The 21,927-nt window shown below is 49.7% G+C and carries 19 protein-coding genes and 1 tRNA gene; 14 read left to right on the top strand and 6 right to left on the bottom strand.

Annotated elements, in window-relative coordinates; genetic code table 11:
* The first annotated feature begins 120 nt into the window (after nucleotides 1-120).
* From typA to ACO0LK_RS19435, 6 genes are all read left to right on the top strand, one after another.
* Entirely contained in the window at nucleotides 121-1,953 is a 1,833-nt protein-coding gene (gene typA / locus ACO0LK_RS19460) for a translational GTPase TypA (protein WP_186949354.1), read from the top strand.
* Between the two features lie 120 nt (nucleotides 1,954-2,073).
* Nucleotides 2,074-2,943: a DMT family transporter gene (locus ACO0LK_RS19455; protein WP_422977939.1), complete on the top strand. Its 870-nt coding sequence runs from the start codon at nucleotides 2,074-2,076 to the stop codon at nucleotides 2,941-2,943.
* Nucleotides 2,944-3,066: 123 nt separating this feature from the next.
* The gene (gene yegQ, locus ACO0LK_RS19450; protein ID WP_422977937.1) at nucleotides 3,067-4,431 is read left to right on the top strand and encodes a tRNA 5-hydroxyuridine modification protein YegQ; all 1,365 of its coding nucleotides are present in this window, start codon (nucleotides 3,067-3,069) and stop codon (nucleotides 4,429-4,431) included.
* Between the two features lie 82 nt (nucleotides 4,432-4,513).
* Entirely contained in the window at nucleotides 4,514-4,810 is a 297-nt protein-coding gene (locus ACO0LK_RS19445) for a DUF1294 domain-containing protein (RefSeq protein WP_422977935.1), read from the top strand.
* 165 nt (nucleotides 4,811-4,975) lie between these two features.
* Complete coding sequence (locus ACO0LK_RS19440; RefSeq protein ID WP_422977933.1) at nucleotides 4,976-5,641, top strand: hypothetical protein; 666 nt, start codon at nucleotides 4,976-4,978, stop codon at nucleotides 5,639-5,641.
* A 225-nt stretch (nucleotides 5,642-5,866) separates the two neighbouring features.
* Nucleotides 5,867-6,664 carry a hypothetical protein gene (locus ACO0LK_RS19435; protein ID WP_422977931.1) on the top strand — a complete coding sequence of 266 codons (798 nt, stop codon included), beginning with the start codon at nucleotides 5,867-5,869 and terminating at the stop codon, nucleotides 6,662-6,664.
* A 426-nt stretch (nucleotides 6,665-7,090) separates the two neighbouring features.
* Here ACO0LK_RS19435 and ACO0LK_RS19430 read toward each other — a convergent pair.
* The 3 genes from ACO0LK_RS19430 to dusA all read right to left on the bottom strand — a co-directional run bounded on the left by ACO0LK_RS19430 (nucleotide 7,091) and on the right by dusA (nucleotide 9,200).
* Nucleotides 7,091-7,166: transfer RNA gene (locus ACO0LK_RS19430), tRNA-His, on the bottom strand.
* 107 nt (nucleotides 7,167-7,273) lie between these two features.
* Nucleotides 7,274-7,852 (bottom strand): hypothetical protein, encoded by a 579-nt coding sequence (locus ACO0LK_RS19425; RefSeq protein WP_422977929.1) that lies wholly within the window; start codon nucleotides 7,850-7,852, stop codon nucleotides 7,274-7,276.
* A 307-nt stretch (nucleotides 7,853-8,159) separates the two neighbouring features.
* Nucleotides 8,160-9,200 (bottom strand): tRNA dihydrouridine(20/20a) synthase DusA, encoded by a 1,041-nt coding sequence (gene dusA / locus ACO0LK_RS19420; protein WP_422977927.1) that lies wholly within the window; start codon nucleotides 9,198-9,200, stop codon nucleotides 8,160-8,162.
* Between the two features lie 310 nt (nucleotides 9,201-9,510).
* Between dusA and ACO0LK_RS19415 the strand changes: the two genes are divergently transcribed.
* The 5 genes from ACO0LK_RS19415 to ACO0LK_RS19395 all read left to right on the top strand — a co-directional run bounded on the left by ACO0LK_RS19415 (nucleotide 9,511) and on the right by ACO0LK_RS19395 (nucleotide 14,756).
* Complete coding sequence (locus tag ACO0LK_RS19415) at nucleotides 9,511-10,230, top strand: Crp/Fnr family transcriptional regulator (RefSeq protein ID WP_422977925.1); 720 nt, start codon at nucleotides 9,511-9,513, stop codon at nucleotides 10,228-10,230.
* Nucleotides 10,231-10,419: 189 nt separating this feature from the next.
* Nucleotides 10,420-11,214: a Crp/Fnr family transcriptional regulator gene (locus ACO0LK_RS19410; protein ID WP_422977923.1), complete on the top strand. Its 795-nt coding sequence runs from the start codon at nucleotides 10,420-10,422 to the stop codon at nucleotides 11,212-11,214.
* A gap of 369 nt (nucleotides 11,215-11,583) precedes the next feature.
* On the top strand, nucleotides 11,584-12,387 hold the full coding sequence (locus ACO0LK_RS19405) for a Crp/Fnr family transcriptional regulator (protein ID WP_422977920.1): 804 nt from the start codon (nucleotides 11,584-11,586) through the stop codon (nucleotides 12,385-12,387).
* Nucleotides 12,388-12,515: 128 nt separating this feature from the next.
* Nucleotides 12,516-13,337 carry a response regulator gene (locus tag ACO0LK_RS19400; RefSeq protein WP_422977918.1) on the top strand — a complete coding sequence of 274 codons (822 nt, stop codon included), beginning with the start codon at nucleotides 12,516-12,518 and terminating at the stop codon, nucleotides 13,335-13,337.
* A 135-nt stretch (nucleotides 13,338-13,472) separates the two neighbouring features.
* Nucleotides 13,473-14,756, top strand: a complete 1,284-nt coding sequence (locus ACO0LK_RS19395; protein ID WP_422977916.1) for an NRAMP family divalent metal transporter — start codon at nucleotides 13,473-13,475, stop codon at nucleotides 14,754-14,756.
* A 31-nt stretch (nucleotides 14,757-14,787) separates the two neighbouring features.
* Here ACO0LK_RS19395 and ACO0LK_RS19390 read toward each other — a convergent pair whose 3' ends face one another.
* Entirely contained in the window at nucleotides 14,788-15,552 is a 765-nt protein-coding gene (locus tag ACO0LK_RS19390) for a tetratricopeptide repeat protein (RefSeq protein ID WP_422977914.1), read from the bottom strand.
* 95 nt (nucleotides 15,553-15,647) lie between these two features.
* On the bottom strand, nucleotides 15,648-17,729 hold the full coding sequence (locus ACO0LK_RS19385; protein ID WP_422977912.1) for a bifunctional 2',3'-cyclic-nucleotide 2'-phosphodiesterase/3'-nucleotidase: 2,082 nt from the start codon (nucleotides 17,727-17,729) through the stop codon (nucleotides 15,648-15,650).
* 434 nt (nucleotides 17,730-18,163) lie between these two features.
* Here ACO0LK_RS19385 and ACO0LK_RS19380 point away from each other — a divergent pair, with 434 nt between their 5' ends.
* Nucleotides 18,164-19,144 (top strand): patatin-like phospholipase family protein, encoded by a 981-nt coding sequence (locus tag ACO0LK_RS19380; RefSeq protein ID WP_422977910.1) that lies wholly within the window; start codon nucleotides 18,164-18,166, stop codon nucleotides 19,142-19,144.
* 155 nt (nucleotides 19,145-19,299) lie between these two features.
* Here ACO0LK_RS19380 and ACO0LK_RS19375 read toward each other — a convergent pair whose 3' ends face one another.
* Nucleotides 19,300-19,839 (bottom strand): C40 family peptidase, encoded by a 540-nt coding sequence (locus ACO0LK_RS19375; RefSeq protein WP_422977908.1) that lies wholly within the window; start codon nucleotides 19,837-19,839, stop codon nucleotides 19,300-19,302.
* A 211-nt stretch (nucleotides 19,840-20,050) separates the two neighbouring features.
* On the opposite strand from ACO0LK_RS19375, the gene ACO0LK_RS19370 reads away from it, so the two are divergent.
* Nucleotides 20,051-20,458: a GlcG/HbpS family heme-binding protein gene (locus ACO0LK_RS19370; protein WP_186949375.1), complete on the top strand. Its 408-nt coding sequence runs from the start codon at nucleotides 20,051-20,053 to the stop codon at nucleotides 20,456-20,458.
* Nucleotides 20,459-20,771: 313 nt separating this feature from the next.
* Nucleotides 20,772-21,926, top strand: a complete 1,155-nt coding sequence (gene carA, locus ACO0LK_RS19365; RefSeq protein ID WP_422978045.1) for a glutamine-hydrolyzing carbamoyl-phosphate synthase small subunit — start codon at nucleotides 20,772-20,774, stop codon at nucleotides 21,924-21,926.
* Nucleotide 21,927 lies beyond the last annotated feature (1 nt).

Genomic DNA, 21,927 nt, shown 5'->3' with positions numbered 1-21,927 from the left:
TGTCATCGCACGGTAGCAACTCCTTGAAATAATAGGAGTTTTTCTACTTTTGCGCTGCAACATGTTATAATCGCAGGTTATCCGATTTACCCAATAGATTTACCCAATAAGAACGCTATCATGTCTACTTCAAAACGCGCTATCCGTAACATCGCCATTATCGCTCACGTCGATCACGGCAAAACCACTCTGGTTGACCAGTTATTGCGTCAGTCCGGTACTTTCCGCGACAACCAGCAGGTTGATGCCCGTGTTATGGATTCGAATGATATCGAAAAAGAGCGCGGTATCACCATTTTGTCCAAGAACTGTGCTGTTGAATACAAAGGCACACACATCAACATCGTTGATACCCCTGGCCATGCTGACTTTGGTGGTGAAGTAGAACGTGTTCTGTCCATGGTGGACAGCGTTTTGTTGCTGGTAGATGCACAAGAAGGCCCAATGCCACAAACGCGTTTCGTTACGCGTAAAGCACTGGCTCTGGGTTTGAAACCTATCGTTGTCGTCAACAAGATCGACCGTGAAAACGCTGATCCACAAAAAGCCGTCAACGCGACTTTTGAACTGTTCGACAAACTCGGCGCAACTGACGAGCAACTTGATTTTCCTATCGTCTACGCATCCGGTTTCAAAGGCTATGCAGGCCTGGAAGATTCCGTGCGCGAAGGCAATATGGAACCTTTGTTCGACGCTATCCTGGAACACGTTCCTGCGCGTGAAGATGACCCGGACGGTCCTCTGCAATTGCAAATCACTTCCCTGGAATACTCTTCCTACGTTGGTAAAATCGGCGTTGGCCGTATCCTGCGTGGTCGCGTCAAGGCATTGCAAGATGTCGTCTGGATGAATGGTCCTGAAGACAAGCCAACCAAGGCACGTATCAACCAGGTATTGACATTCAAAGGCCTGGACCGTGTTCTGGTTGATGAAGCACTGGCTGGTGACATCGTTCTGATCAACGGTATCGAAGAAATCGGTATCGGCTCCACCATCTGCGCACCGGACACGCCTGAAGGCTTGCCGATGTTGAAGATTGATGAACCTACACTGACCATGAACTTCATGGTGAACAGTTCCCCACTGGCTGGTCGTGAAGGTAAATTCGTAACGACACGTCAAATCCGTGACCGTCTGGAACGTGAATTGAAATCCAACATGGCTTTGCGTGTTGTGCAGGCTGAAGGTGACGATTCCACATACGAAGTTTCTGGTCGCGGTGAGTTGCATCTGACCATCCTGATCGAAAACATGCGTCGTGAAGGCTTTGAGCTGGCTGTATCCCGTCCACGCGTGGTCTTCAAAATGGTGGATGGCGAACGTCACGAACCATATGAAAACCTGACCGTAGACGTAGAAGAAGCCAACCAGGGTGGCGTCATGGAAGAGCTGGGTCGTCGTCGTGGCGACCTGCAAAACATGGAACCGGACGGTAAAGGTCGTGTTCGTCTGGAATACCGTATTCCTGCACGTGGCCTGATCGGCTTCCAAGGTGAATTCATGACACTGACACGCGGTACAGGCTTGATGAGCCACGTGTTTGATGAATACGCACCAGTCGACAATTCCAAAGGCGAACTCGGTGGCCGTCGCAATGGCGTACTGATCTCGCAAGATGATGGCGCAGCAGTTGCCTACGCTATCTGGAAATTGCAAGACCGCGGTCGTATGTTCGTCAGCCACAATGACCCAGTGTATGAAGGCATGATCATCGGTATCCATTCCCGTGACAATGACCTGGTGGTGAACCCGATCAAAGGCAAGCAATTGACCAACGTTCGTTCTTCCGGTACAGATGAGGCGGTACGCCTGGTTCCACCTATCCAGATGAACCTGGAATACGCGGTTGAGTTTATTGACGACGATGAACTGGTTGAAGTCACACCTAAGAGCATCCGTCTGCGCAAGCGCTTCCTGAAAGAGCACGAACGTAAAAAGGCATCACGCGAATAAGCTGATTTCTTTTGACTGATGCGGCTGGCAATTCTGCCGCATCTAGATCAACCCGTTTTGCTCTAGCCAGTTTGGCCAGAGTCAAACGGGTTTTTTATTTGGATCAACATGCAAAATAAAATGACTCACCGCAAAGCGGTGATGCTGATGATTTGCGCTGCTACCCTGTGGAGTATTGCCGGTGTATTTACCCGTCATCTTGAAGTGGCACGTAATTTTGAAGTGACTTTCTGGCGCAGTTTTTTTGCCGCCGTGTTTATTGCCGGCGTCATGCTGCGACAATATAAATGGGCCTTCATCCCGCGCCTTAAATTGCTGGGCAAGATAGGATTTCTGTCTGGCTGCATGTGGGCCACCATGTATAGCTGCTTCATGATCGCACTGACCATGACCACGGTTGCCAATACCTCCATCATGGAAAGCCTGACACCTTTGTTCACTGCATTTCTGGCGTGGCTGATATTGCAGCAGCGCATACCGGCGCGTACCTGGTGGGCGATTGCAGCAGCTTGCATAGGCATGGGCTGGATGTTTGTTGGCAGCATTTCTGAAGTAGATGAGCGCGGCCTGATTGGTATGTTGATCGCCTTTGGCATACCTCTGGCGGCGTCGACAAATGTCATCATTCTTAAAAAAGGTGGTCATGCGGTTGATCTGGTGCCCGCAGTGTTTTTGGGTGGCACTATCTCTGCGCTGATGATGCTGCCATTTGCCTGGCCTTTTCAAGCCTCGCTGCATGATATTGGCATACTCGCGATACTCGGTTTCTTTCAATTGGGTTTGCCCTGCATGCTGATGGTCAGGGCGTCGAATAGTCTGACTGCACCGGAAATCGCTTTATTGTCCCTGCTTGAGGTCTTGCTGGCACCGATCTGGGCCTGGCTTGGTGCGGGTGAGGTGCCAGCTACAGCCAGTATCTATGGCGGTATCGTTGTGCTGGTTGCGCTGGTGTTCAATGAGTTGACTGCCATGCGTACCAATGATGCTTGACTATGCCTGAACATGCCTGAATAGGCCAGGTTGATGCAGATCAACTAATGGCAGGGTAAATTTTGTCTTACTGGCGGAATGGCACTAAAATCGCGAACATTTTTCTTTTCGGATTTTTTTGCCATGCTCAAAGCCCCAGAACTTCTTTTGCCCGCCGGTTCGCTGGAAAAAATGCACGCCGCTTTCGACTTTGGTGCCGATGCAGTCTATGCAGGCCAGCCACGTTATAGCCTGCGCGCCCGCAATAATGAATTTTCTACTCTTGATGTATTGCAGCAGGGCATAGACGATGCCCATGCGCGCGGCAAACTCTTTTTCGTCGCCAGCAATATCTTCCCGCACAATAGCAAGCTGAAAACCTATCTGCGCGATATGGAACCCGTCATCAACATGAAGCCAGATGCCCTCATCATGGCTGACCCTGGCCTGATCATGATGGTGCGGGAAAAGTGGCCAGAAGTGCCGGTGCATCTGTCCGTGCAGGCCAATGCCGTCAACTGGGCCGATGTGAAATTCTGGAAAAAGATAGGCCTGACCCGCGTGATCCTCTCGCGTGAATTGTCGCTTGATGAAATAGAAGAAATCCGCCAGCAATGCCCCGATATGGAACTGGAAGTGTTTGTCCACGGTGCCTTGTGCATCGCCTATTCTGGCCGTTGTTTATTGTCCGGTTATTTCAATCATCGCGACCCCAATCAGGGCACCTGCACCAATTCCTGCCGCTGGGATTACAAGGTGGAAAACGCTACCGAGAATGAAACCGGTGATCTGGCACGCATCCCGGTTGAAAGTATCAAATTCAATTACCAGCAAGCGCTGGAAGAAGCCAATCAATCTTTTTCTGCCATGGGCGACATGCCGCGCCATCCATTGGCAGATAGGCCTTACCTGATAGAAGAGGGTGGTAAGCCAGGTCAGTTCATGCCCATACTTGAAGATGAACATGGCACCTACATCATGAATTCTAAAGATTTGCGTGCCGTTGAGCATGTGGAGCGACTGGCTAAAATCGGCATCGATTCACTGAAGGTCGAAGGTCGCACCAAGTCTTTGTACTATGTCGCCCGTACTGCTCAAACCTATAGACGTGCGATTGATGATGCGGTGGCCGGTCGTCCATTTAATACCGACCTGCTGGGGCAGTTGAATGGTCTTGCCAATCGTGGTTATACCGATGGTTTTTATCAGCGTCACCATACGCAAGAACATCAAAACTATATGGAAGGCGTATCGCAGGCGCACCGCAGCCAGTATGTGGGCCAGGTTTTGCGGGTGGCAGATGGCTGGGCTGAAGTCGAAGTCAAAAACCGCTTTGCCATCGGTGATGAGATAGAAATCATTTCTCCAAATGGCAATGAAATCGTTAAACTGGCAGAAATGCGTAATACCGACAATCAATCCCTGAGCATCATCGGTGGGGCGGGGCATAAGGTACGTATTCCGCTGGATGCCAAATATGAAAAAGCACTGCTGGCCAGAATGTTGTGATGGCTGACATGTTTGGCATGCAATAATCTACAGTTTCCACGCCGCATTTTGATGTGGCGAATTGCTGCAATGTAGATTCCTTATGTCCGCTATTGATCCCCGTTTACTTATACCCGGCTTGCTGCTCATGGTGTATGCCATCATGAGCCTGGTCACACTATGCATGTATGCCATCGACAAATCTGCCGCGGGCAAGCGCGGGCCAAGAATTTCCGAGCGGACCTTGCTTCTATGCGGCCTGGCAGGCGGCTGGCCGGGTGCCGTCGTGGCACAAAGTATTTTCCGCCATAAGACACAGAAGACCTCTTTCCGACGTGCCTTTTTTGCCACGATCATCCTTAATCTGGTGCTACTCATTGCCGTTATTGTCATATCATAAACTGTTACTGTATTATTGATATAAATGCATTTGAATGCTCGGTATGCGTCATAGAATCTTCAGAGAGTGGCTATGCAAATAGATCCAACCTAGGGGACTGACCATATGCCGGTATTCTGATCGCCAAAAACAGATTATTGAAACCAACTCATTGCAAGGTTCAGTATGACTAGCGATAACGAACAAATCGAGAAAAAAGCAGAAGCTAGCTTATCTACGCTTCAGCTTGCGCCAACATCATTGGCAACACGGACGTCAGTACCACTGGAGGTGCAGGCTGCCACGCCACCACCGACTGAGCATACTCCGGGTACGCCCTTGTCCCCGGCAATCATCAATAAGGCCTGGACAACCGCCGCCATACTCTTGATGGCTTCCATCCTGGGGATTTTGTTCATCATCGGACTGAGCGTCTGGCAAACGCTGGCCTGGTTGCGCGATACCAAAGACCTTGGAAATATGTTCATCGTCACATCGATAGGCTTGATTTATAACAGCATTTTGCGCGACATTGCCGCACTGACAGGCATTGCCCTGGCCGCGGGCGGCTTGCTGGTATCTTTTCTGACGATCAATCAAACCATCGGCGTCGCTGCCACCGCTAACGAGAAAAACCTGGCCGACCTAAAAACCAATTCACCCGGGGTGATCGCCATTGTTTTCGGCTCCCTCATTATCATCGCTTCGCTGTATTTTAAAGGCGAATTTAATTTGAAGGATGAGCGCATGTCGACCGGAACGGGGAGTCAAAGCACTGCTGTGCCGAAGGCTGTACCTGCCGGGGATGTGAGGCCGGAAGTTTTGCTGGACACTAAGGGGGAGCAGAAGTGAGTGTAATTCATTTGAAAAATGCTTTTATCGTACTGCGTTTGACTCGATTCTAATTATGACCAGCAGGCGAATTTATGCTTTTCCGGATGGCAAGATGCTGATTAAGGCAAGGGAATCCCGAAAGCCGCATGAGACAACGTTAAATATTTGACGCGATTACCTACCCATAAATAACGTTGATACTATTCAATGGCATCTAGCCAACTTTAAGGAGTCATCATCATTTTGCAAGCATTGATAACCTGGTTTAACGATCCACTTGTTCAAAGTGTCGTCATATCACCTTTTGTTGGGGCTGTTCTTGGTATTTTGTTCGCAGGACTAAATAATGTTCCACCATCCAATGCACCGGTAACGGTGCAGCAAACAATCATCGTTTTTAAGCAAACCATCGTCGTACACCAAAATGGGCAGTCCTCCAGTTCATCAAATGATGTTTGGGCTTATTTCTTTGGATTTGCTTTGATCGTCGTTGGAGTCACTTGGGGCTACAGTCGGTATTTTGATGAAATACTTGGTTATTGGTTGAGTGGTTTGTTTTCCTGTACGACGTTCATTCTTTCGGCTGGCATTGCTTCTGCAATACGTCACCAGTACAGCAACCCTGAATGGGTTTGGTATATTTTTGTGCCGGTCATTGCAGTTGGCTTTGGATTCTATCTCCTTCATCTTGCTCAATTGGGAATTATTCCAAATGCCCGGGAGGTTGCTCAGAAGCATAGTTTTCTAGATTTTTATCTTAATGCACTAAAAAATGAACATCGAATGTGGTTGTTATTTCAAATTATTGGTGTCTTTCTTGGTATTGTGGCTGGAATGGCGGCAACATTGCGTTCTGTTTATTATCTTGCACTGATGAATCAACGAGCTAATGGCGCGTTACATGCTATATGGCATTTTTTGGCCCGTATTACGTACTTTTCATCTCGCAAGGAAGGCATTTTTTTAATATTACTTGCTTCAGGAATTTCTTATATCCTACTTTCCGGCGTGGCATATAAATTTTGGGAAAGAGGAGGCTAGCGTGGCGCTCGTGAAGATTGGTGAGTGAATACACTTATTTTTTCCTTCATGTAAAACACTTAAGTACCTAGCATTTTATGCGGCTACCGGAGTTGGTCGAGCACAATCGACGAGCAAAGTTCTTTTTGCATTCAATGCAGAGAATCTATTGTCGAGAAGTTTTGCATCCATGACTGCACTAGTCATGCTCTACGGTTCCTGGGTTTGTTAAGGGTTGGCTTGCTGCCCAGTGGTCGCGCTGTAGGAGTATCAGTGGTGACTTTGAGGTGTTATCGACATGGAATCAGGAAGTCACATTCAACAGAATAGAAAACATCGCGCAAATCAAATTCCAAAAAATGGAACATCAAATTCCAGAAAAACAAAAAAGCCCAGTTTTTAAACTGGGCTTTTTGCGCTAACTAATTGATTTCATTAGCAAATTCTTGGGGTGATCGATGGGGTTCGAACCCACGACAACAGGAATCACAATCCTGGACTCTACCAACTGAGCTACGACCACCACTGTGTTACGCCCTTGCATTTGTAGCGCAAGAGAGCTACGCATTATACGAGGAAACGGGCTTTCTGGCAATACTTTCTTTATTGGCAGTCTGCCAGGGACTTGCTTTAGCCGCCACCGCCCATACCGCCGCCCATGCCACCACCACCCATTCCGCCACCCATGCTACCGCCACGCTGGCGTCCCATGCCGCCTTTTTGTTTGCTGTCGCCGCCGGATTCAGGGCGTTTCATTTTGTCTGGATCCTGTGTCGCTCTTAACGACGATAACAGGAACATTTGCAGCATTTGTCGCTGTTTGTCGTCCAGGGCGTCATTGATGGTCAGCACCAGCTCACGCATCTGTTTATTTTCTTGCTCTGTGGTTTGTTCTTCCTGTTCGATTTGCGGTGTCAGTTCACGCAGTTCAACGTTGTTCTGTTCCAGACGTTGTTCCAGCTCTACCTGCATGCGTTCACGGCGTATATCGCGCTGGCGACGCATGGCTTGGAGTTTGTTTTCTGTCTGTTGCCACAGCACTTGCTGATTGGCGTTCAGGTTCAGTTCTTTCTTCAGTTCATTGGCTTTTGCCAGCAAGCCATCAAAGCGCAAGTCCATGACGGGGTTGGCATGTGCGAGTTGAGCCAGTAAAGGTGAACAAACCATACCCAAAGCAAAAACAAATTTAATGGAGGCTTTGTGCAGCATATGTAGATTCCTGTGTATCGACATGTTGAAATAAAAAAGCCTACGCAAGTGATTGCGTAGGCAACCTCACTGTCGCAGTGAGTTGAAGGATCGTGCGAGAAAACAGGGTCAATATATGCCTGCGTTTGCCGGTGCCGACAAGCTATTACAAATTCTTACGTATGTACTGATAAGGACATAAAACAGATCATTAGCGTTACATGAATCTTTACAATCTATACGTTTCTCTACAGTTTGATACAGACAAAATGCGCGTCCATACTGAATCTTTTGGATCAGGATTGAAGATGGACAGCGGGGAATGTTTTTATTCGGAGAACTGCTCTTCGCGGGTTTTTTCCTGCAAGGCAACTTGCTGCATGCGTGCGGCTGCTTCCAGCAATAATTCTGGATTGCCGAGCGCCAGTTTTTTGCTGTCAGACAGAATTTGCCTGAAGCTGCGTGCGCCTGTCAGACCTGTCATCAGGCCCAGCATGTGGCGCACGACGGTGTTCAGGCGCAGACCTTTGCCGTCGTTGCCATACAGTTCCAGCTGGCGCTGTATGTAGGGCACCATGCAGGCGAGGATTTCTTCACGGCTTTTTACCGGACTGTTGTCGCCATAAAAGCGGGCGTCAAAATTGGCCATGAAATACGGGTTTTGATAAGCCTCGCGGCCTATCATGACGCCATCCACATGTTGCAGATGCAGGTCCATGTCTGCGGTCGTTTTGATGCCGCCGTTGAGGATGATTTCCAACTGCGGAAATTCCTGTTTCAGGCGATAGGCGTAATCGTATTTCAGCGGCGGAATTTCGCGATTTTCTTTGGGGCTCAGGCCCTTGAGGATGGCATTTCTGGCATGTACGATAAATGTATGGCAGCCAGCTTCTGCCACCGTGCCGACGAAGTCACGCATGAATTCGTAGGAATCGACATCATTGACGCCTATCCTGTGTTTCACGGTTACATCGATGGATACGGCATCTTTCATGGCCTTGACGCAATCTGCCACCAACTGTGGTTCAGACATCAGGCAGGCACCAAAGGCGCCTTTTTGCACGTGTTCAGAAGGGCAGCCGCAATTCAGATTAACTTCGTCGTAGCCCCATTCCTCAGCCATTTTGGCGCATTGTGCCAGGTCAGCAGTTTCACTGCCGCCCAGTTGCAAGGCAACAGGATGTTCGTCCGGATTGAACTCCAGATGGCGTTGTGCATCACCGCGCAGCAGGGCTCCGGTGGTGACCATCTCGGTGTAGAGCCAGGTATGGCGGGTGATATGACGATGGAACTGGCGGCAATGTCTGTCTGTCCAGTCCAGCATGGGGGCAACAGAGACGCGGCGCGAAGGTATGACAGGTTTATTCACGATAAAACGAAACAGCGATTCACAATCCGCTATTGTAACCTGCGCGGGGATTTTTACCTTTCAGTCCAGCTTTTGGGGTAGGGCAGTGAATCACACGTTTATCCAAGCTGTTCTTAAATCCAGTTCCAAAGCCAGTTCCAAAGCTCGTTGCATGTTGCTGCGATTTATTTCAATTAAATTAGGTTTATGGGGTGACTTGTGTGCGCAAGCGCGCACAGAAAAATTACATGACGTGATAGCCTCTATGCAGAAACTGCTTGCACTAAGGCAAGGTAAAAATGTCAATGGAACCAAGGGCTTAAAAACGCGAATGCTTCAATCTCACAGCCCTTTGCAAAATCATCTGCTTGCTGCTTTACCTGCTGCCGAGTTTAGTGCCCTGGCAGCCGGGTTGGAATTGGTATTGATGGCCGCTGGCGATGTGCTGTATGAATCCGGGGTGAAGCAGCAATTTGTTTATTTTCCGACGACGGCCATCGTATCTTTGTTGTACGTGCTGGAAGAGGGTGTGTCAGCCGACATTGCCGCTGTCGGTAAAGAGGGTGTGGTAGGTATTTCCCTGTTCATGGGGGGCGATACCACACCTAGCCGTGCCGTGGTTCAAAGGGAAGGTCATGCCTATCGCTTGCGAGGCCCCATCCTGAAAATCGAATTTGACCGTGCTGGCCCGCTCTTGCGAGTGTTACTGCGTTATACCCAGGCCCTGATTACGCAAATGACGCAGACCGCCATTTGCAATCTGCACCATACGGTGGAGCAACAATTGTGTCGCTGGCTTTTGTTAAGTCTCGACCATTTGTCATCTGATAGCGTTCATATTACCCAGCAACGCATCGCTAATTCCCTGGGGGTGAGGCGTGAAAGGGTGGCCGAAGCTGCCGGGCGCCTGCAACGTGCAGGTTTGATTAGCTACAGTCGTGGCGCTATCGTTGTGCTGAACCGGCCCGGGCTGGAAGAAGTAGCCTGTGAATGTTATCTGGTGATCAGGAAAGAGTTTGATCGCCTGCTTTCAGACATTCCTTTTCAGTAATTTTTTGCTGATTGTGTATTTGCCCAGGCCAGGCAATGTCAACAGGGTGGCAACGCTCACATATAAGAAGTGCGCTGTGAGCGATAACGCACATACACAGGCGTTAATCCTGCTACTCTGTGATTAGAACTTATTCCTCAGTCTAATCTATGTCGTTCCAAATCGGGATGGCAGCTACAAGCCCATTCCATGATCATCCCACACAACCCTTTGCAAAATCATTTGCTGGCAGCTTTGCCGCAGGCAGAATTCGAGCGTATTGCTGTCCATCTTGAACTGGTAATCATGCCATTGGGAGAGGCCTTGTATGAGGCCGGTGCCACGCTGAGTTATGTGTATTTTCCGACGACTTCCATCGTTTCACTGTTATATGTGCTTGAAAATGGTGCCTCAGCTGAAATTGCCATTGTCGGTAACGAGGGCATACTCGGCATTTCGCTGTTCATGGGCGGTGAGACGACGCCTAGCCGTGCAGTGGTGCAGTCCGGTGGATATGGTTATCGTTTGAAGTCTCAGCATCTCAAAGAGGAATTCAATCGTGCCGGTCCTTTCCTGCGTTTGCTGTTGCGCTATACCCAGGCCCTGATCGCGCAGATGACCCAGACTGCCGTCTGCAACCGCCATCACTCGATAGAACAACAACTGTGTCGCTGGTTATTGTTGAGTCTGGACCGTTTGCCGACAGATTCAGTCTCCATGACACAGGAACTGATCGCCAATATGCTGGGCGTGAGACGTGAAGGTGTTACTGCTGCTGCCGGTAACATACAAAGAATGGGCCTGATTAATTATAGTCGTGGCAGGATAGATGTGATTGATCGCCCCGGACTTGAGAAAGTGGTTTGTGAGTGTTATGCCGTCGTCAAACATGAGTTTGATCGTTTGCTGTCGGACATTCCACCTGGCGATCCTTTACGTGTGCTCGGATCATCAGATACACCTGCTGTAGCTCACTCTTCAGCCAATGGCCATGTGGATACTTAATCATACTGGTAACTAAATAAGATCAGTTTAAGCTTGATTTAAGGTTGATTTAAGGTCAGGTTCAAACGGCTTTGACATTAAATCAGCTTGGTCTGTGCGCTAGCACACAAAGAAATTCTTTTAAAGCTGCGATAGTTTGTTTCGAAGCGAATTAATGACGGCATTGTAGTAATGCTGCCAATCATGTATTGCTCTTTGCCTTGCGCTGATGGTGCAGGGCAACGTTTGTGTATTTATTTTTCTATATGTGTGATATCGAACAGACACGGAAATTGTAATTGTTTTACAGTTAATCAAGCGGAATATTGTGCGCAGTTTGAACGTGTGCTTGTTCCTCCTCTTATTCATCACGAAAAGCAGGAGCTTGATATGGTCGTCACCAATGATCCGAACCAGAATTACCTGTTGGCAGCCTTGCTGGATGCTGAATTTAACCGCTTGTCGCCTTACCTTGAGCTGATCCCCATGCCCTTGGGGGATGTCTTGTATGAATCGGGGGGCAAGTTGCAGTATGTGTATTTCCCAACGACGTCCATTGTTTCCCTGCATTATTTGCTGGAAAACGGCGGTTCATCTGAAATTGCCGGTGTCGGCAATGAAGGCGTGGTGGGTATTTCGCTTTTTATGGGCGGGGATTCCACGCCCAGCCGGGCGGTGGTACAGACCGGAGGATATGGGTATCGCCTCAAGTCACAGATATTGATGGAAGAATTTAATCGTGCCGGCCCCGTATTGCGCTTGTTGCTGCGTTATACGCAGGCATTAATTACGCAAATGTCGCAGACGGCGGTGTGCAACCGCCATCATTCAGTAGTGCAGCAGTTGTGTCGCTGGCTATTGCTGACACTGGATCGTGTACCCACCAATGAACTGACAATCACGCAAGAATTGATTGCCAATATGCTTGGTGTAAGGCGCGAGGGTGTAACTGAAGCTGCCGGCAAGTTGCAGAGTTATGGCTACATCCGCTACCGTCGGGGTCATATTACGGTAGTGGACCGGGGTGGCCTGGAAGAAAATGTTTGTGAATGTTATGACGTGGTGAAGAAAGAATTTGCCCGCCTTTTATGCGATGTCAGGCAACGTCAGGGCGAGCCATCCGCGCTGGATACGGCACTGTCTTTGCCGCAGGTACGCAAGTTGGGTGTATTGGTGAACCGTATAGGTTTATGAGATGGTGTTTTGATTTTTACCGGAATCCATAATAGCGACGCTGCTGTTTTCTTTCAGAAGAATCATGGGACGCATCTCATGGCTATGAATGAGTCAAGTCTTATAAATGAAATTTTTCGAAAGAATGTATGCTGGATGCGGTTGAAATACTGAGTGCAAAGATCCTGATTGTAGATGACCAGGACGCTAACGTGGTGCTACTGGAGCAGATGCTGCTCAAGGCCGGATATACCGACGTCAGTTCGACCCTGGACCCGCAGGGTGTCGCCGTTTTGCATGCGGCACACCGGTATGATCTGATTTTACTGAATCTGCAAATGCCATCCATGGATGGTTTTGAAGTCATTGATTTGCTAAGAGAGCTGGAACAGGAACCCTATTTGCCTGTATTGGTGGTCACTGCTGATACCAGCCAGCAAATGCAGGCCTTGCTCGCTGGTGTCAGGGATTTTGTCAGCGTGCCTTTTGATTTGATTGTGGTGCAGACGCGCATACGCAATATGCTGGAAGTCAGATTGCTGTATCAAAAATTGGAAGCCCATAATCTGCGTCTGGAAGAATTGGTGCTGGAGCGCACTGCAGAATTGCGCGCAAGCGAAGCCAGGTTCAAAAGCTTTACCCAATTGTCTACCGACTGTTATTGGGAGCAGGATGCTCAGGGTAATTTCACCAGTGTGTCAGGCCCCGTATTTGAGATGCTGGGCATTGTAGACGACCAGATGCAGGGTATATCGCCCGCCGGCTTGCCAGGCTGGAATGTGGAAGAACATGCACAACTGGATGCCAACATCAAAAATCGCCGCCCTTTTCTGGATTTCATTTACAGCCGCAAAAGGGAAGACGGCAGCATGCAATACCTACAGGTCAGTGGTGAGCCCATATTCGATTCGGCCAGCCGTTTTAATGGCTACCGTGGAATCGGCGTTGATATTACGCTGAAACAGCGTTGATATGGGTTAAGCCAGGGCAGTTGAGCATATTGCACTATCAGGTGTGTCAGGCTATGTCCGGAAATAATTTTGCCAGCGATTTGCTGTTGTAATTTTTCTCATTTCATTTTTCTGTCGTTATCCCCATTTCTGTTCATGACTGACTCAACTCCTATCAAGGCAGCGCAGGTAGCAGAACCATCCTGGCTGAAAAAACTGGGACCAGGCCTGATTACCGGCGCCGCAGACGATGACCCAAGCGGTATCGCCACGTACTCCCAGGCTGGCGCGCAGTTTGGCTTCAATATGTTGTGGACTGTGCTGTTTACCTACCCATTGATGGTGGGCATACAGGTAGTCAGTGCCCGTATTGGCCGGGTCAGCGGCCATGGGCTGGCAACCAATATCCGTCGCCATTATCCTGCCTGGCTGTTATACGCCATTGTCAGTTTGCTGCTGGTTGCCAACACCATTAATATCGCAGCGGATGTTTCTGCCATGGGTGAAGCGTTGAAGCTCTTGATTGGTGGCCGGGCGCACTGGTATGCGGTGGGTTTTGGCGTCATCTCTTTGCTGCTACAGGTGTTTGTGCCTTACCAGCGCTATGTGCGGTTGTTGAAATGGCTGACCCTGGCTTTGCTGGCCTATGTGGCCACGGTGTTTGTGGTGCAGATACATTGGTCCCAGGTCATACAGAAAGCACTTTTTCCACAATTGTCGTGGAAGCCGGAATATGTAACCACCGTGGTGGCCCTGTTTGGTACCACCATTAGTCCCTATCTTTTTTTCTGGCAAGCCTCGCAGGAAGTGGAAGAGATGGAAGGTGATCCCGCAGCGCGACCATTATTAGAAGCACCGGAACAAGCAGCCGCGAATATGAAACGCATCAAAATCGATACCTATATCGGCATGGCATTTTCCAATCTGGTGGCTTTCTTTATTATTCTGACGACGGCAGTGACACTCAACATGCACGGCATCAGCGACATACAGACCTCTGCCCAGGCTGCCATGGCCTTACGTCCTATCGCAGGCGAATTTGCCTTCATGCTGTTCAGCGCAGGCATTATAGGTACAGGCTTGCTGGCCATACCGGTGCTGGCAGGATCATCGGCATATGCGATGGCGGGGGCGTTCAAATGGAAGAATAGTCTCGAACGTTCGCCCATGAATGCGAAACAGTTTTACGCCATCATTGCCTTGTCAACGGTGATTGGTATTGCACTGGGCTTTACCGCCATCGACCCTATCAAGGCCTTGTACTGGAGTGCAGTCATCAATGGCGTTATCTCTGTCCCTATCATGGTAGTGATGATGCTGATGGCGGCAAGGTCCGACATCATGGGCCAGTTTGTGATTTCCCACAGGTTGAAGATATTGGGCTGGCTCGCCACTATGATGATGGCGATTGCAGTGATCGCCATGTTTGCTACTTTATAGGCTTGGTGTCAGCGACTGAGTTGGCACTGGTCTACTGATACCTGTTCCAGCGCATCAGGCGTTCGTCAGATGCTTCTTTGATCAGGTGTCTGGCCTTCAGGCTGTCTTTTTCCACATGCTGGCTACCGGTTTCCAGTTCCATGGCCAGTGCCTGGATGGCGACCGGGTATTCCAGCTCGGCAGATTCTTCCAGCCACTTTCTGGCCTGTAGCATGTCCTGTTGCACGCCTTCACCGGCAGCATAGGCATTCGACAGCAAAAACATGGCCTGGGCATTACCTTGCTGGCTGGCTATTGTTAACCACTGGACCGAACTGGCGACATCTTGTCTTACACCTTGCCCGTATTTGGCCATGCGTGCCAGCATGAAGCTGGCTTTGCCATTTTTGTTTTTTGCTGCGGCTTCATACCATTTCCATGCCTGCGCATAATTCTGTTTCAAACCCAGGCGTTCTTTGTAGTGGGCTTCTGCCAGCTGAAACTGCGCATGGTCATCGCCGCCTTGCGCCGCTTTTTCCAGCCACAGCAGGGCATCGGCGTAATGTGCTGGTGCGATGGAATAGGCCAGGCCCAGTTCACGCTGGGCGACCGGGTTGCCCGCTTGCGCCCATTGGTTCAGGGCTTGCAGCGCCGATGGAGATTGCGCATGCAGCGCCTGTATGCCGGCAGATTCGATTTCTGCATTGCTTGGGATGGTGGCAGTTGGCGTGCAGGCATTTAAAAGAACCAGAACTGAGGCTGTCAGCGCGACTTTTACATATCCGGTTTTATTCAGCTTGTGCATGGTGGAGTGCATTATCGATTGCAAAAAAGGTAGTGCTTGATGAAAACAGTACCTCCCGTGAGGGAGGTACGTAGAGCGAACTAAGCGTAAAAAATAAAAAGCCTATTTTATTTACTCAAATCTATCGCGTATTTGGCAAAGCCGCTGGCATCCAGTCCACCTTCTGCCTTGACGCGGCTCAGGCCCAGGTTTTGTGCAACTGTCAGTTTACCAGGGGCAGAACGCAAGATCACCGGACCTTTGGTATCGACTTTGACAAAGCTCCAGCTTTGGCCCAGGCCATTGCCGGTGCTGGTGACTTTGCCCTGTTTTTTCAGGAAATCGCTGACCACAGCCTGATTGGCATCCGGCGATTTGATGATGGTTTTGCTGCCATCGATACCAGGGAAATTACCGCCACCGCCAGCACGATAATCATTCGTTGCGACGATGAAGTCGTCAGTATCAGCCACTGCCTTGCCTGCATACGTCAGGTTGACGATGCGCTTGCCACCTGCTTGTGTCACATCGATCTGATACTTCAGTGCATTGTTGTCAGCGTAGAAGACATCGTAGTTGAAGATGGTTGAATACGATGGCACCAGGTCTTGCTCGGTGGTCAGCGTCGGGTCAATCTGGGCAAATTGTTTTGCAGCTGTTTCCAGCCAGTTTTTCAAATCCAGCCCCTTGATTTTGACTGCCTGCAAGTTGTTGTTGCCGTACAGGTAAAGGTCGCCCGGATTGCGTACTTGCAGACCAAATGGTGCAGCTGGTGTGGCATTGGGGGCGACATCCGTGAAGTCGGTAGGGCCATTGCGGCCCGCTTTGAACGGCGCGCTGCAAGAAATGACAGGGATGGATTTGTAGCTGGCTATCGTGGCATCGGTCGAATTGGCGATAAAGTTTTTCACATAATCGATTTGTGCCTGGTTGACGATCTGGATGGCTGTTACATCACCAACCAGAGAGAAATAGGCAGACATCTGGAAGTCGGTCGTCGTGCCCAGTGGCTGGGTGGCATAGTTGATGGTGGCTTTGTGTTCAGTATCCACCAGTGGTGCAATCGACGCATCTGCATCAACGAGGGTGGTGCCATCCTTGTATTTAAAGCCGCGTGCTTCGACATTGGTCAGGTCTTTTTGCACGACCCATTTGCCGCCCTGGTATTTGAGTACCAGTTGTATGATACCCAGGCGACGGCCCCAGCTTTGTGCCATGACTGCCGGCACGCCGTTGACCAGACCCTTGACGGAATCAACCTGCGCGGTTGGCAATGCAGCCAGCGAAGCGTCAATAGCGGGTGCGCCAACTTCCTTGCCTTTGGGGAAAATCAAATGGGAGTGACCCAGCATCAGGGCATCGATGCCGGTAGATGTCAGGTACAGGCTGCCGTTTTCCATTTTTGGGCTATACGGCGAAGCATCCAGGCCGCCATGTGACAGCGCAACGACCAGGTCAGCCCCTTTGCTGCGCATTTCAGGTATGTACTTGTTGGCAGATTCCTGCAAGCCATTCACCATGACCTTGCCTGCCAGGTATTTCTGATCCCAATCCATGATTTGTGGCGGGGCAAAGCCGATGATGCCGACATTGAGCTTGACGCTCATGCTGCTGCCATCCGGTTTGGTGGCGGTGAATTGCTTGCCGACGATGGAGTAGGGATTGAAGATGGGTTTCTGGTTGACGGCACCAACTACATTGGACAATACCAATGGAAAGCTGGGTGAGCCGCAGGTGCCGGCTTTGCTGACATCGGGCAGGCCGAAATCCGTATTGGTAATCTGGCTCAGGAAATTCAAGCCATAATTGAATTCATGATTACCCATGCTGGCGCCATCATATTTCAGTGCATTCATAACCTTGTACACGGCCAGCGTGCCGCTACAGGTCACCGGTGCTGCCAATGCCTGGTAGTCGCCCAGCAAAGTACCCTGAATGACATCGCCATCGTCCAGCAAGACGTTATTCGGGTTTTCGGCCCGTGCGCCACTGATCAGTGTTGCGGTTCTTTCCAGGCCAAGGCTGGTATCTGCCTTCAGGCCATAGTAGTCGTAGCTGAGTATGTTCTGGTGGATATCGGTGGTTTCCAGCAGGGCGACCTTGAGTATGGTTCCTTCCGGTACGGCATTCGGGTCAACCACAGGATTGCTGCTGCTGCAACCGGCCAGTGCTATTGCTGCAACGGGTGGCAGCCAGGCAAATTTTTTCATACATTCTTTCTGAATAAGCATCGCATTGAATAGGCATTGCATTGAATGAGCAATAAGGGCGTCGCTGAAGCTGCTGGCTTAATTTGGTAAAAGCAAGGCAGGCAAGCCATGCACGACAACTGCGCGATTATCATGACAAATTATGTCTATGGCATGACATACTGTTAACGTAATACTGAGTATCATAAAATGGTGATGAAATAGTGATATTCAGTGAGAATGAATTCGTTTTTCTTTTGTCTATATGCACTGAAAGTAAGTATGAAAATGTATCTGGTAAGTAGCTGAATTGGAGGGAAGGTGATTACTGAATTATTTCCTTACCAATTTCTGCCGAAACTTGCATGTGGGCATACGCCTTTTACAAATATAATCTCGCACCTGTCATGCATTTTCAATTCCGTGTTTCCGGATTTCATTTACTAAGCAAACTCATGTCGCTTTCATTTTTTTCTTCACCCTTTACTTTGCTATCTGCAACCACGCTTGTCAAACCTGCAAGTACGTCCGTATGGAGGCGTTTGTTTTTGCCCCTGCTGCTGGTGGCAGGCATCAGTGCCTGTAACACGACGCCACAACAGCCTGCTGTGGTGGCACCGGCGATTCCCGTTGCCAAGACGCTTAAACCTATACGTATAGGCCTGGCGCTGGGCGGTGGTGCGGCACGTGGTTTTGCCCATATTGGCGTGATCAAAGCGCTGGAATCGCAGGGTATCTTTGCTGACGTGATCGTCGGTACCAGTGCAGGCAGCGTGGTTGGTGCCATGTATGCGGCTGGCAATAACGGCTTTACTCTGCAAAAAATGGCACTGGATATGGATGAGGCGACGATTTCTGACTGGTCTTTGCCTCTGTTTTCCAAATCCAGTGGGGTCTTGAAGGGGGATGCCTTGCAGACCTACGTTAATCGTCTCGTCGTGCAGGCGCCGATAGAAAAGTTGCGCAAGCCGTTTGGTGCTGTGGCAACCGACCTGGCGACGGGCCATGCAGTGCTATTCCAGCGTGGTAATACCGGTGCTGCGGTGCGCGCGTCGTCGGCTGTACCTGGCGTCTTTCAGCCGGTAAAAATCAATGATCGCCTGTATGTGGATGGAGGCCTGGTATCGCCGGTGCCGGTGCGTTTTGCCCGTGAAATGGGGGCAGATATCGTGATTGCCGTGAATATTTCTGCGCAACCAGAAGCGCTGGTATCCAACGGCACGCTGGATGTGCTGCTGCAAACCGTAGCCATCATGGGCCAAAGCATCAATCAGTTTGAATTGAAGCAGGCAGAAATTGTCATCCGGCCAGAGTTGCCAGGTATGAAGGGAAATGATTTTGCCGGCAGGAACTTGGCGATACTGGCAGGTGAAAAAGCCGCCATGGCGATGATGCCGGAAATTAAGCAAAAAATTAAAGCGATGCAGGAACGTTGATTGCAGGCTAGGGTTTGCGATTTTTATGATTCTTGCTGATAGGGCGGAGCGAATGCTCTGCCCTTATTATTTATGTCGTGCGTTTTTGAGCGTGGCTATAGCACGCTTGATGACGCGCGATAAATATGGCTGGGAATTGTGGGAGGGGCTGTGAATTACTTCGTTTCGTTTTCGTTGATGCGACGGGCACCGTTGAAACGTTTTTTCCAGTAGGCTATGTCCATGCTTTCTACGCGAACCTGGCCACCAGCGGAAGGGGAGTGGATGAACTTGTTGTCACCCAGATAAATGCCTACATGTGAAAAGCCGCGTTTGAGTGTGTTATAAAAAACCAGATCACCCGGCTGTAAATCTTTTTGCTCTATCTGTTCACCAACACGGCTGATTTCTGCTGAGGTGCGGGGTAGATTGGCACCCAGTACATCCTTGAAAACGTAGCGTACAAAGCCACTGCAATCCAGACCGTTTTCCGGGGTGTTGCCACCGCGTTTATAGCGTATGCCCATCAAATCCATCGCTTTGACAGTCAGATCAGAAGCGCGTTGCTTGATTTCTTGCAGTTTCAGATAAGCGGTTGAAGATTCAGGGAAGGGATTGTCGGCGCTCCAGGCAGGGGTGACCGCTGCTGTGAGCAGCAATGTCGAGATAAGCACTAATTTGGCTTTCCTTTTTTGACTGGAAACGTTTATTAGCATCTTTGCACCTGGTTGGAAAAATCGCTCAACTTTAAGCGAACTCTTAAAAAATGTAAACTATTCGGGAAGATTTCTGGTCCGCAATCATTACCAAATGTAATTACTGCTGATTTATTTGTTGATTTGATATCTGGAAATTGGTTAAAACTGTTTGTATACCTAAGCGCAATTGCTTGGCGTACAATCCGCTGACTTTATTCGAGAGGCAATTATGCAAACAAAACCTGTGTTGACATTGGATGATGTTAAAAAAATCGCGGCAGCAGCAGAAGCGGAAGCCAAGGCGAATAACTGGGCAGTGGTCATTGCAATTGTGGATGATGGCGGCCACTTGATGTGGTTGCAACGTCTGGATGGCGTGGCACCTATCTCTTCACACATTGCACCAGCCAAGGCGACTACTGCAGCCCTGGGCAAGCGTGAATCTAAAATTTATGAAGATATTATCAACAATGGACGTTTTTCTTTCATGCGCGCACCGAATCTGGATGGCATGCTGGAAGGTGGCGTGCCTATTTTTGCTGATGGACATTGCATAGGTGCAGTCGGTGTTTCTGGTGTGAAATCGGCGGAAGATGCGCAAATTGCCAAGGCTGGTATTGCTGCGCTGGGTCTGTAATTTATATCAACTGACGCATTCTTTTTGCGGAATGTCAGCAGGACGGCTTCAAGAAATTAATTAGCGAACGCCCGTACACTATTGAGTTTGCAGATAACTTAACGGCCCATCAGGCATATCGCATTTGCCTGATGGGCCGTTTCGCGCTATAATTCGAGGGTTTAACTAATCCGAAATCTCGCCGTAGCGCCTACCCAAATTCACATCGCTCCATCATCTTTCCAGGCCGCACGGTAATTCTTGCGCGGTCAGGGAAACGACAGCTTGGTGCGTCGCAGCGGCGGTAACAATACAGGAGTTGCCCTTGCTGCCCATTCCGCAGTCCCTTCTTCGTTCCGGCCAGGACACCGCTATACTTGCCCTCGCCGATGGAAGCATTTTCACTGGATATTCGATTGGCGCTGCCGGTCAGACCATAGGTGAAGTCGTTTTCAATACCTCAATGACCGGTTATCAGGAAATTCTGACTGACCCCAGTTATAGTTCCCAGATCGTTACCCTGACGTATCCGCATATTGGTAATACCGGCATTAATGCCGAAGACGTAGAGTCTGACAAAATCCATGCAGCCGGTTTGATTATTAAAGACCTGCCTTTGCTGGTATCGAATTTCCGCTCTGAACAAAGCCTTTCTGATTACCTCAAATCCCAAAACATCGTTGCTATTGCCGGTATTGATACCCGCAAGCTGACACGTATCTTGCGTGAAAAAGGTGCGCAGGGCGGTGCCATACTGGTAGGTGCTGATGCTGAAAAAGCCATTGCGCTGGCCAAGTCTTTCCCCGGCCTGTCTGGCATGGATCTGGCCAAGGTCGTGTCTGTGAAACAGGCATATGACTGGACCGAAGCTGAATGGGTGCTGGGCCAGGGTTATGGTCAGTTGCAAAATCCAAAATTCCATGTCGTTGCGTTCGACTTTGGCGTTAAGCGCAATATTCTGCGCATGCTGGCAGAGCGTGGCTGCAAGGTGACGGTATTGCCTGCGCAATCCAGCGCTGCTGATGTACTGGCGCTGAACCCTGATGGCGTGTTTTTGTCGAATGGTCCTGGCGATCCTGAGCCTTGCGATTACGCGATTGCTGCTGCGAAGGAATTGATAGAGAAGGGTGTTCCTACCTTTGGTATCTGCCTTGGCCATCAAATCATGGCGCTGGCATCCGGTGCAAAAACATTGAAGATGAAATTTGGTCACCACGGTGCCAATCATCCGGTGCAGGATCTGGATACCAAACAGGTATTGATTACATCCCAAAACCACGGTTTCGCAGTGGATGCGGCAACTTTGCCAGCCAACTGCCGTGTGACCCACGTGTCTTTGTTTGATGGCTCGCTGCAAGGCTTTGCCCGTACTGATAAACCAGCTTTCTGCTTCCAGGGTCACCCTGAAGCCTCACCAGGTCCGCATGATATTGCCTACCTGTTTGATCGCTTCACTGCGATGATGGCCAAGGCAAAGACAGGAGAATAAG

Source organism: Undibacterium sp. Ji49W, assembly GCF_049340205.1.
Classification (GTDB): Bacteria; Pseudomonadota; Gammaproteobacteria; order Burkholderiales; family Burkholderiaceae_D; genus Undibacterium.
The sequence above is the reverse complement of the archived record's forward strand: the minus strand, read 5'-3'. Positions and strand labels throughout refer to the sequence as shown.

Excerpts from the sequence above, each read along its gene's own strand:
- yegQ (WP_422977937.1), top strand. The coding sequence starts at position 3,067 with ATGCTCAAAGCCCCAGAACTTCTTTTGCCCGCCGGTTCGCTGGAAAAA.
- ACO0LK_RS19405 (WP_422977920.1), top strand. The coding sequence starts at position 11,584 with ATGGTCGTCACCAATGATCCGAACCAGAATTACCTGTTGGCAGCCTTG.
- ACO0LK_RS19370 (WP_186949375.1), top strand. The coding sequence starts at position 20,051 with ATGCAAACAAAACCTGTGTTGACATTGGATGATGTTAAAAAAATCGCG.
- ACO0LK_RS19380 (WP_422977910.1), top strand. The coding sequence starts at position 18,164 with ATGTCGCTTTCATTTTTTTCTTCACCCTTTACTTTGCTATCTGCAACC.
- ACO0LK_RS19425 (WP_422977929.1), bottom strand. The coding sequence starts at position 7,852 with ATGCTGCACAAAGCCTCCATTAAATTTGTTTTTGCTTTGGGTATGGTT.
- ACO0LK_RS19455 (WP_422977939.1), top strand. The coding sequence starts at position 2,074 with ATGACTCACCGCAAAGCGGTGATGCTGATGATTTGCGCTGCTACCCTG.
- ACO0LK_RS19400 (WP_422977918.1), top strand. The coding sequence starts at position 12,516 with ATGCTGGATGCGGTTGAAATACTGAGTGCAAAGATCCTGATTGTAGAT.
- ACO0LK_RS19440 (WP_422977933.1), top strand. The coding sequence starts at position 4,976 with ATGACTAGCGATAACGAACAAATCGAGAAAAAAGCAGAAGCTAGCTTA.
- ACO0LK_RS19445 (WP_422977935.1), top strand. The coding sequence starts at position 4,514 with ATGTCCGCTATTGATCCCCGTTTACTTATACCCGGCTTGCTGCTCATG.
- typA (WP_186949354.1), top strand. The coding sequence starts at position 121 with ATGTCTACTTCAAAACGCGCTATCCGTAACATCGCCATTATCGCTCAC.
- ACO0LK_RS19390 (WP_422977914.1), bottom strand. The coding sequence starts at position 15,552 with ATGCACTCCACCATGCACAAGCTGAATAAAACCGGATATGTAAAAGTC.
- ACO0LK_RS19375 (WP_422977908.1), bottom strand. The coding sequence starts at position 19,839 with ATGCTAATAAACGTTTCCAGTCAAAAAAGGAAAGCCAAATTAGTGCTT.
- ACO0LK_RS19415 (WP_422977925.1), top strand. The coding sequence starts at position 9,511 with ATGCTTCAATCTCACAGCCCTTTGCAAAATCATCTGCTTGCTGCTTTA.
- ACO0LK_RS19385 (WP_422977912.1), bottom strand. The coding sequence starts at position 17,729 with ATGAAAAAATTTGCCTGGCTGCCACCCGTTGCAGCAATAGCACTGGCC.
- ACO0LK_RS19410 (WP_422977923.1), top strand. The coding sequence starts at position 10,420 with ATGATCATCCCACACAACCCTTTGCAAAATCATTTGCTGGCAGCTTTG.
- ACO0LK_RS19395 (WP_422977916.1), top strand. The coding sequence starts at position 13,473 with ATGACTGACTCAACTCCTATCAAGGCAGCGCAGGTAGCAGAACCATCC.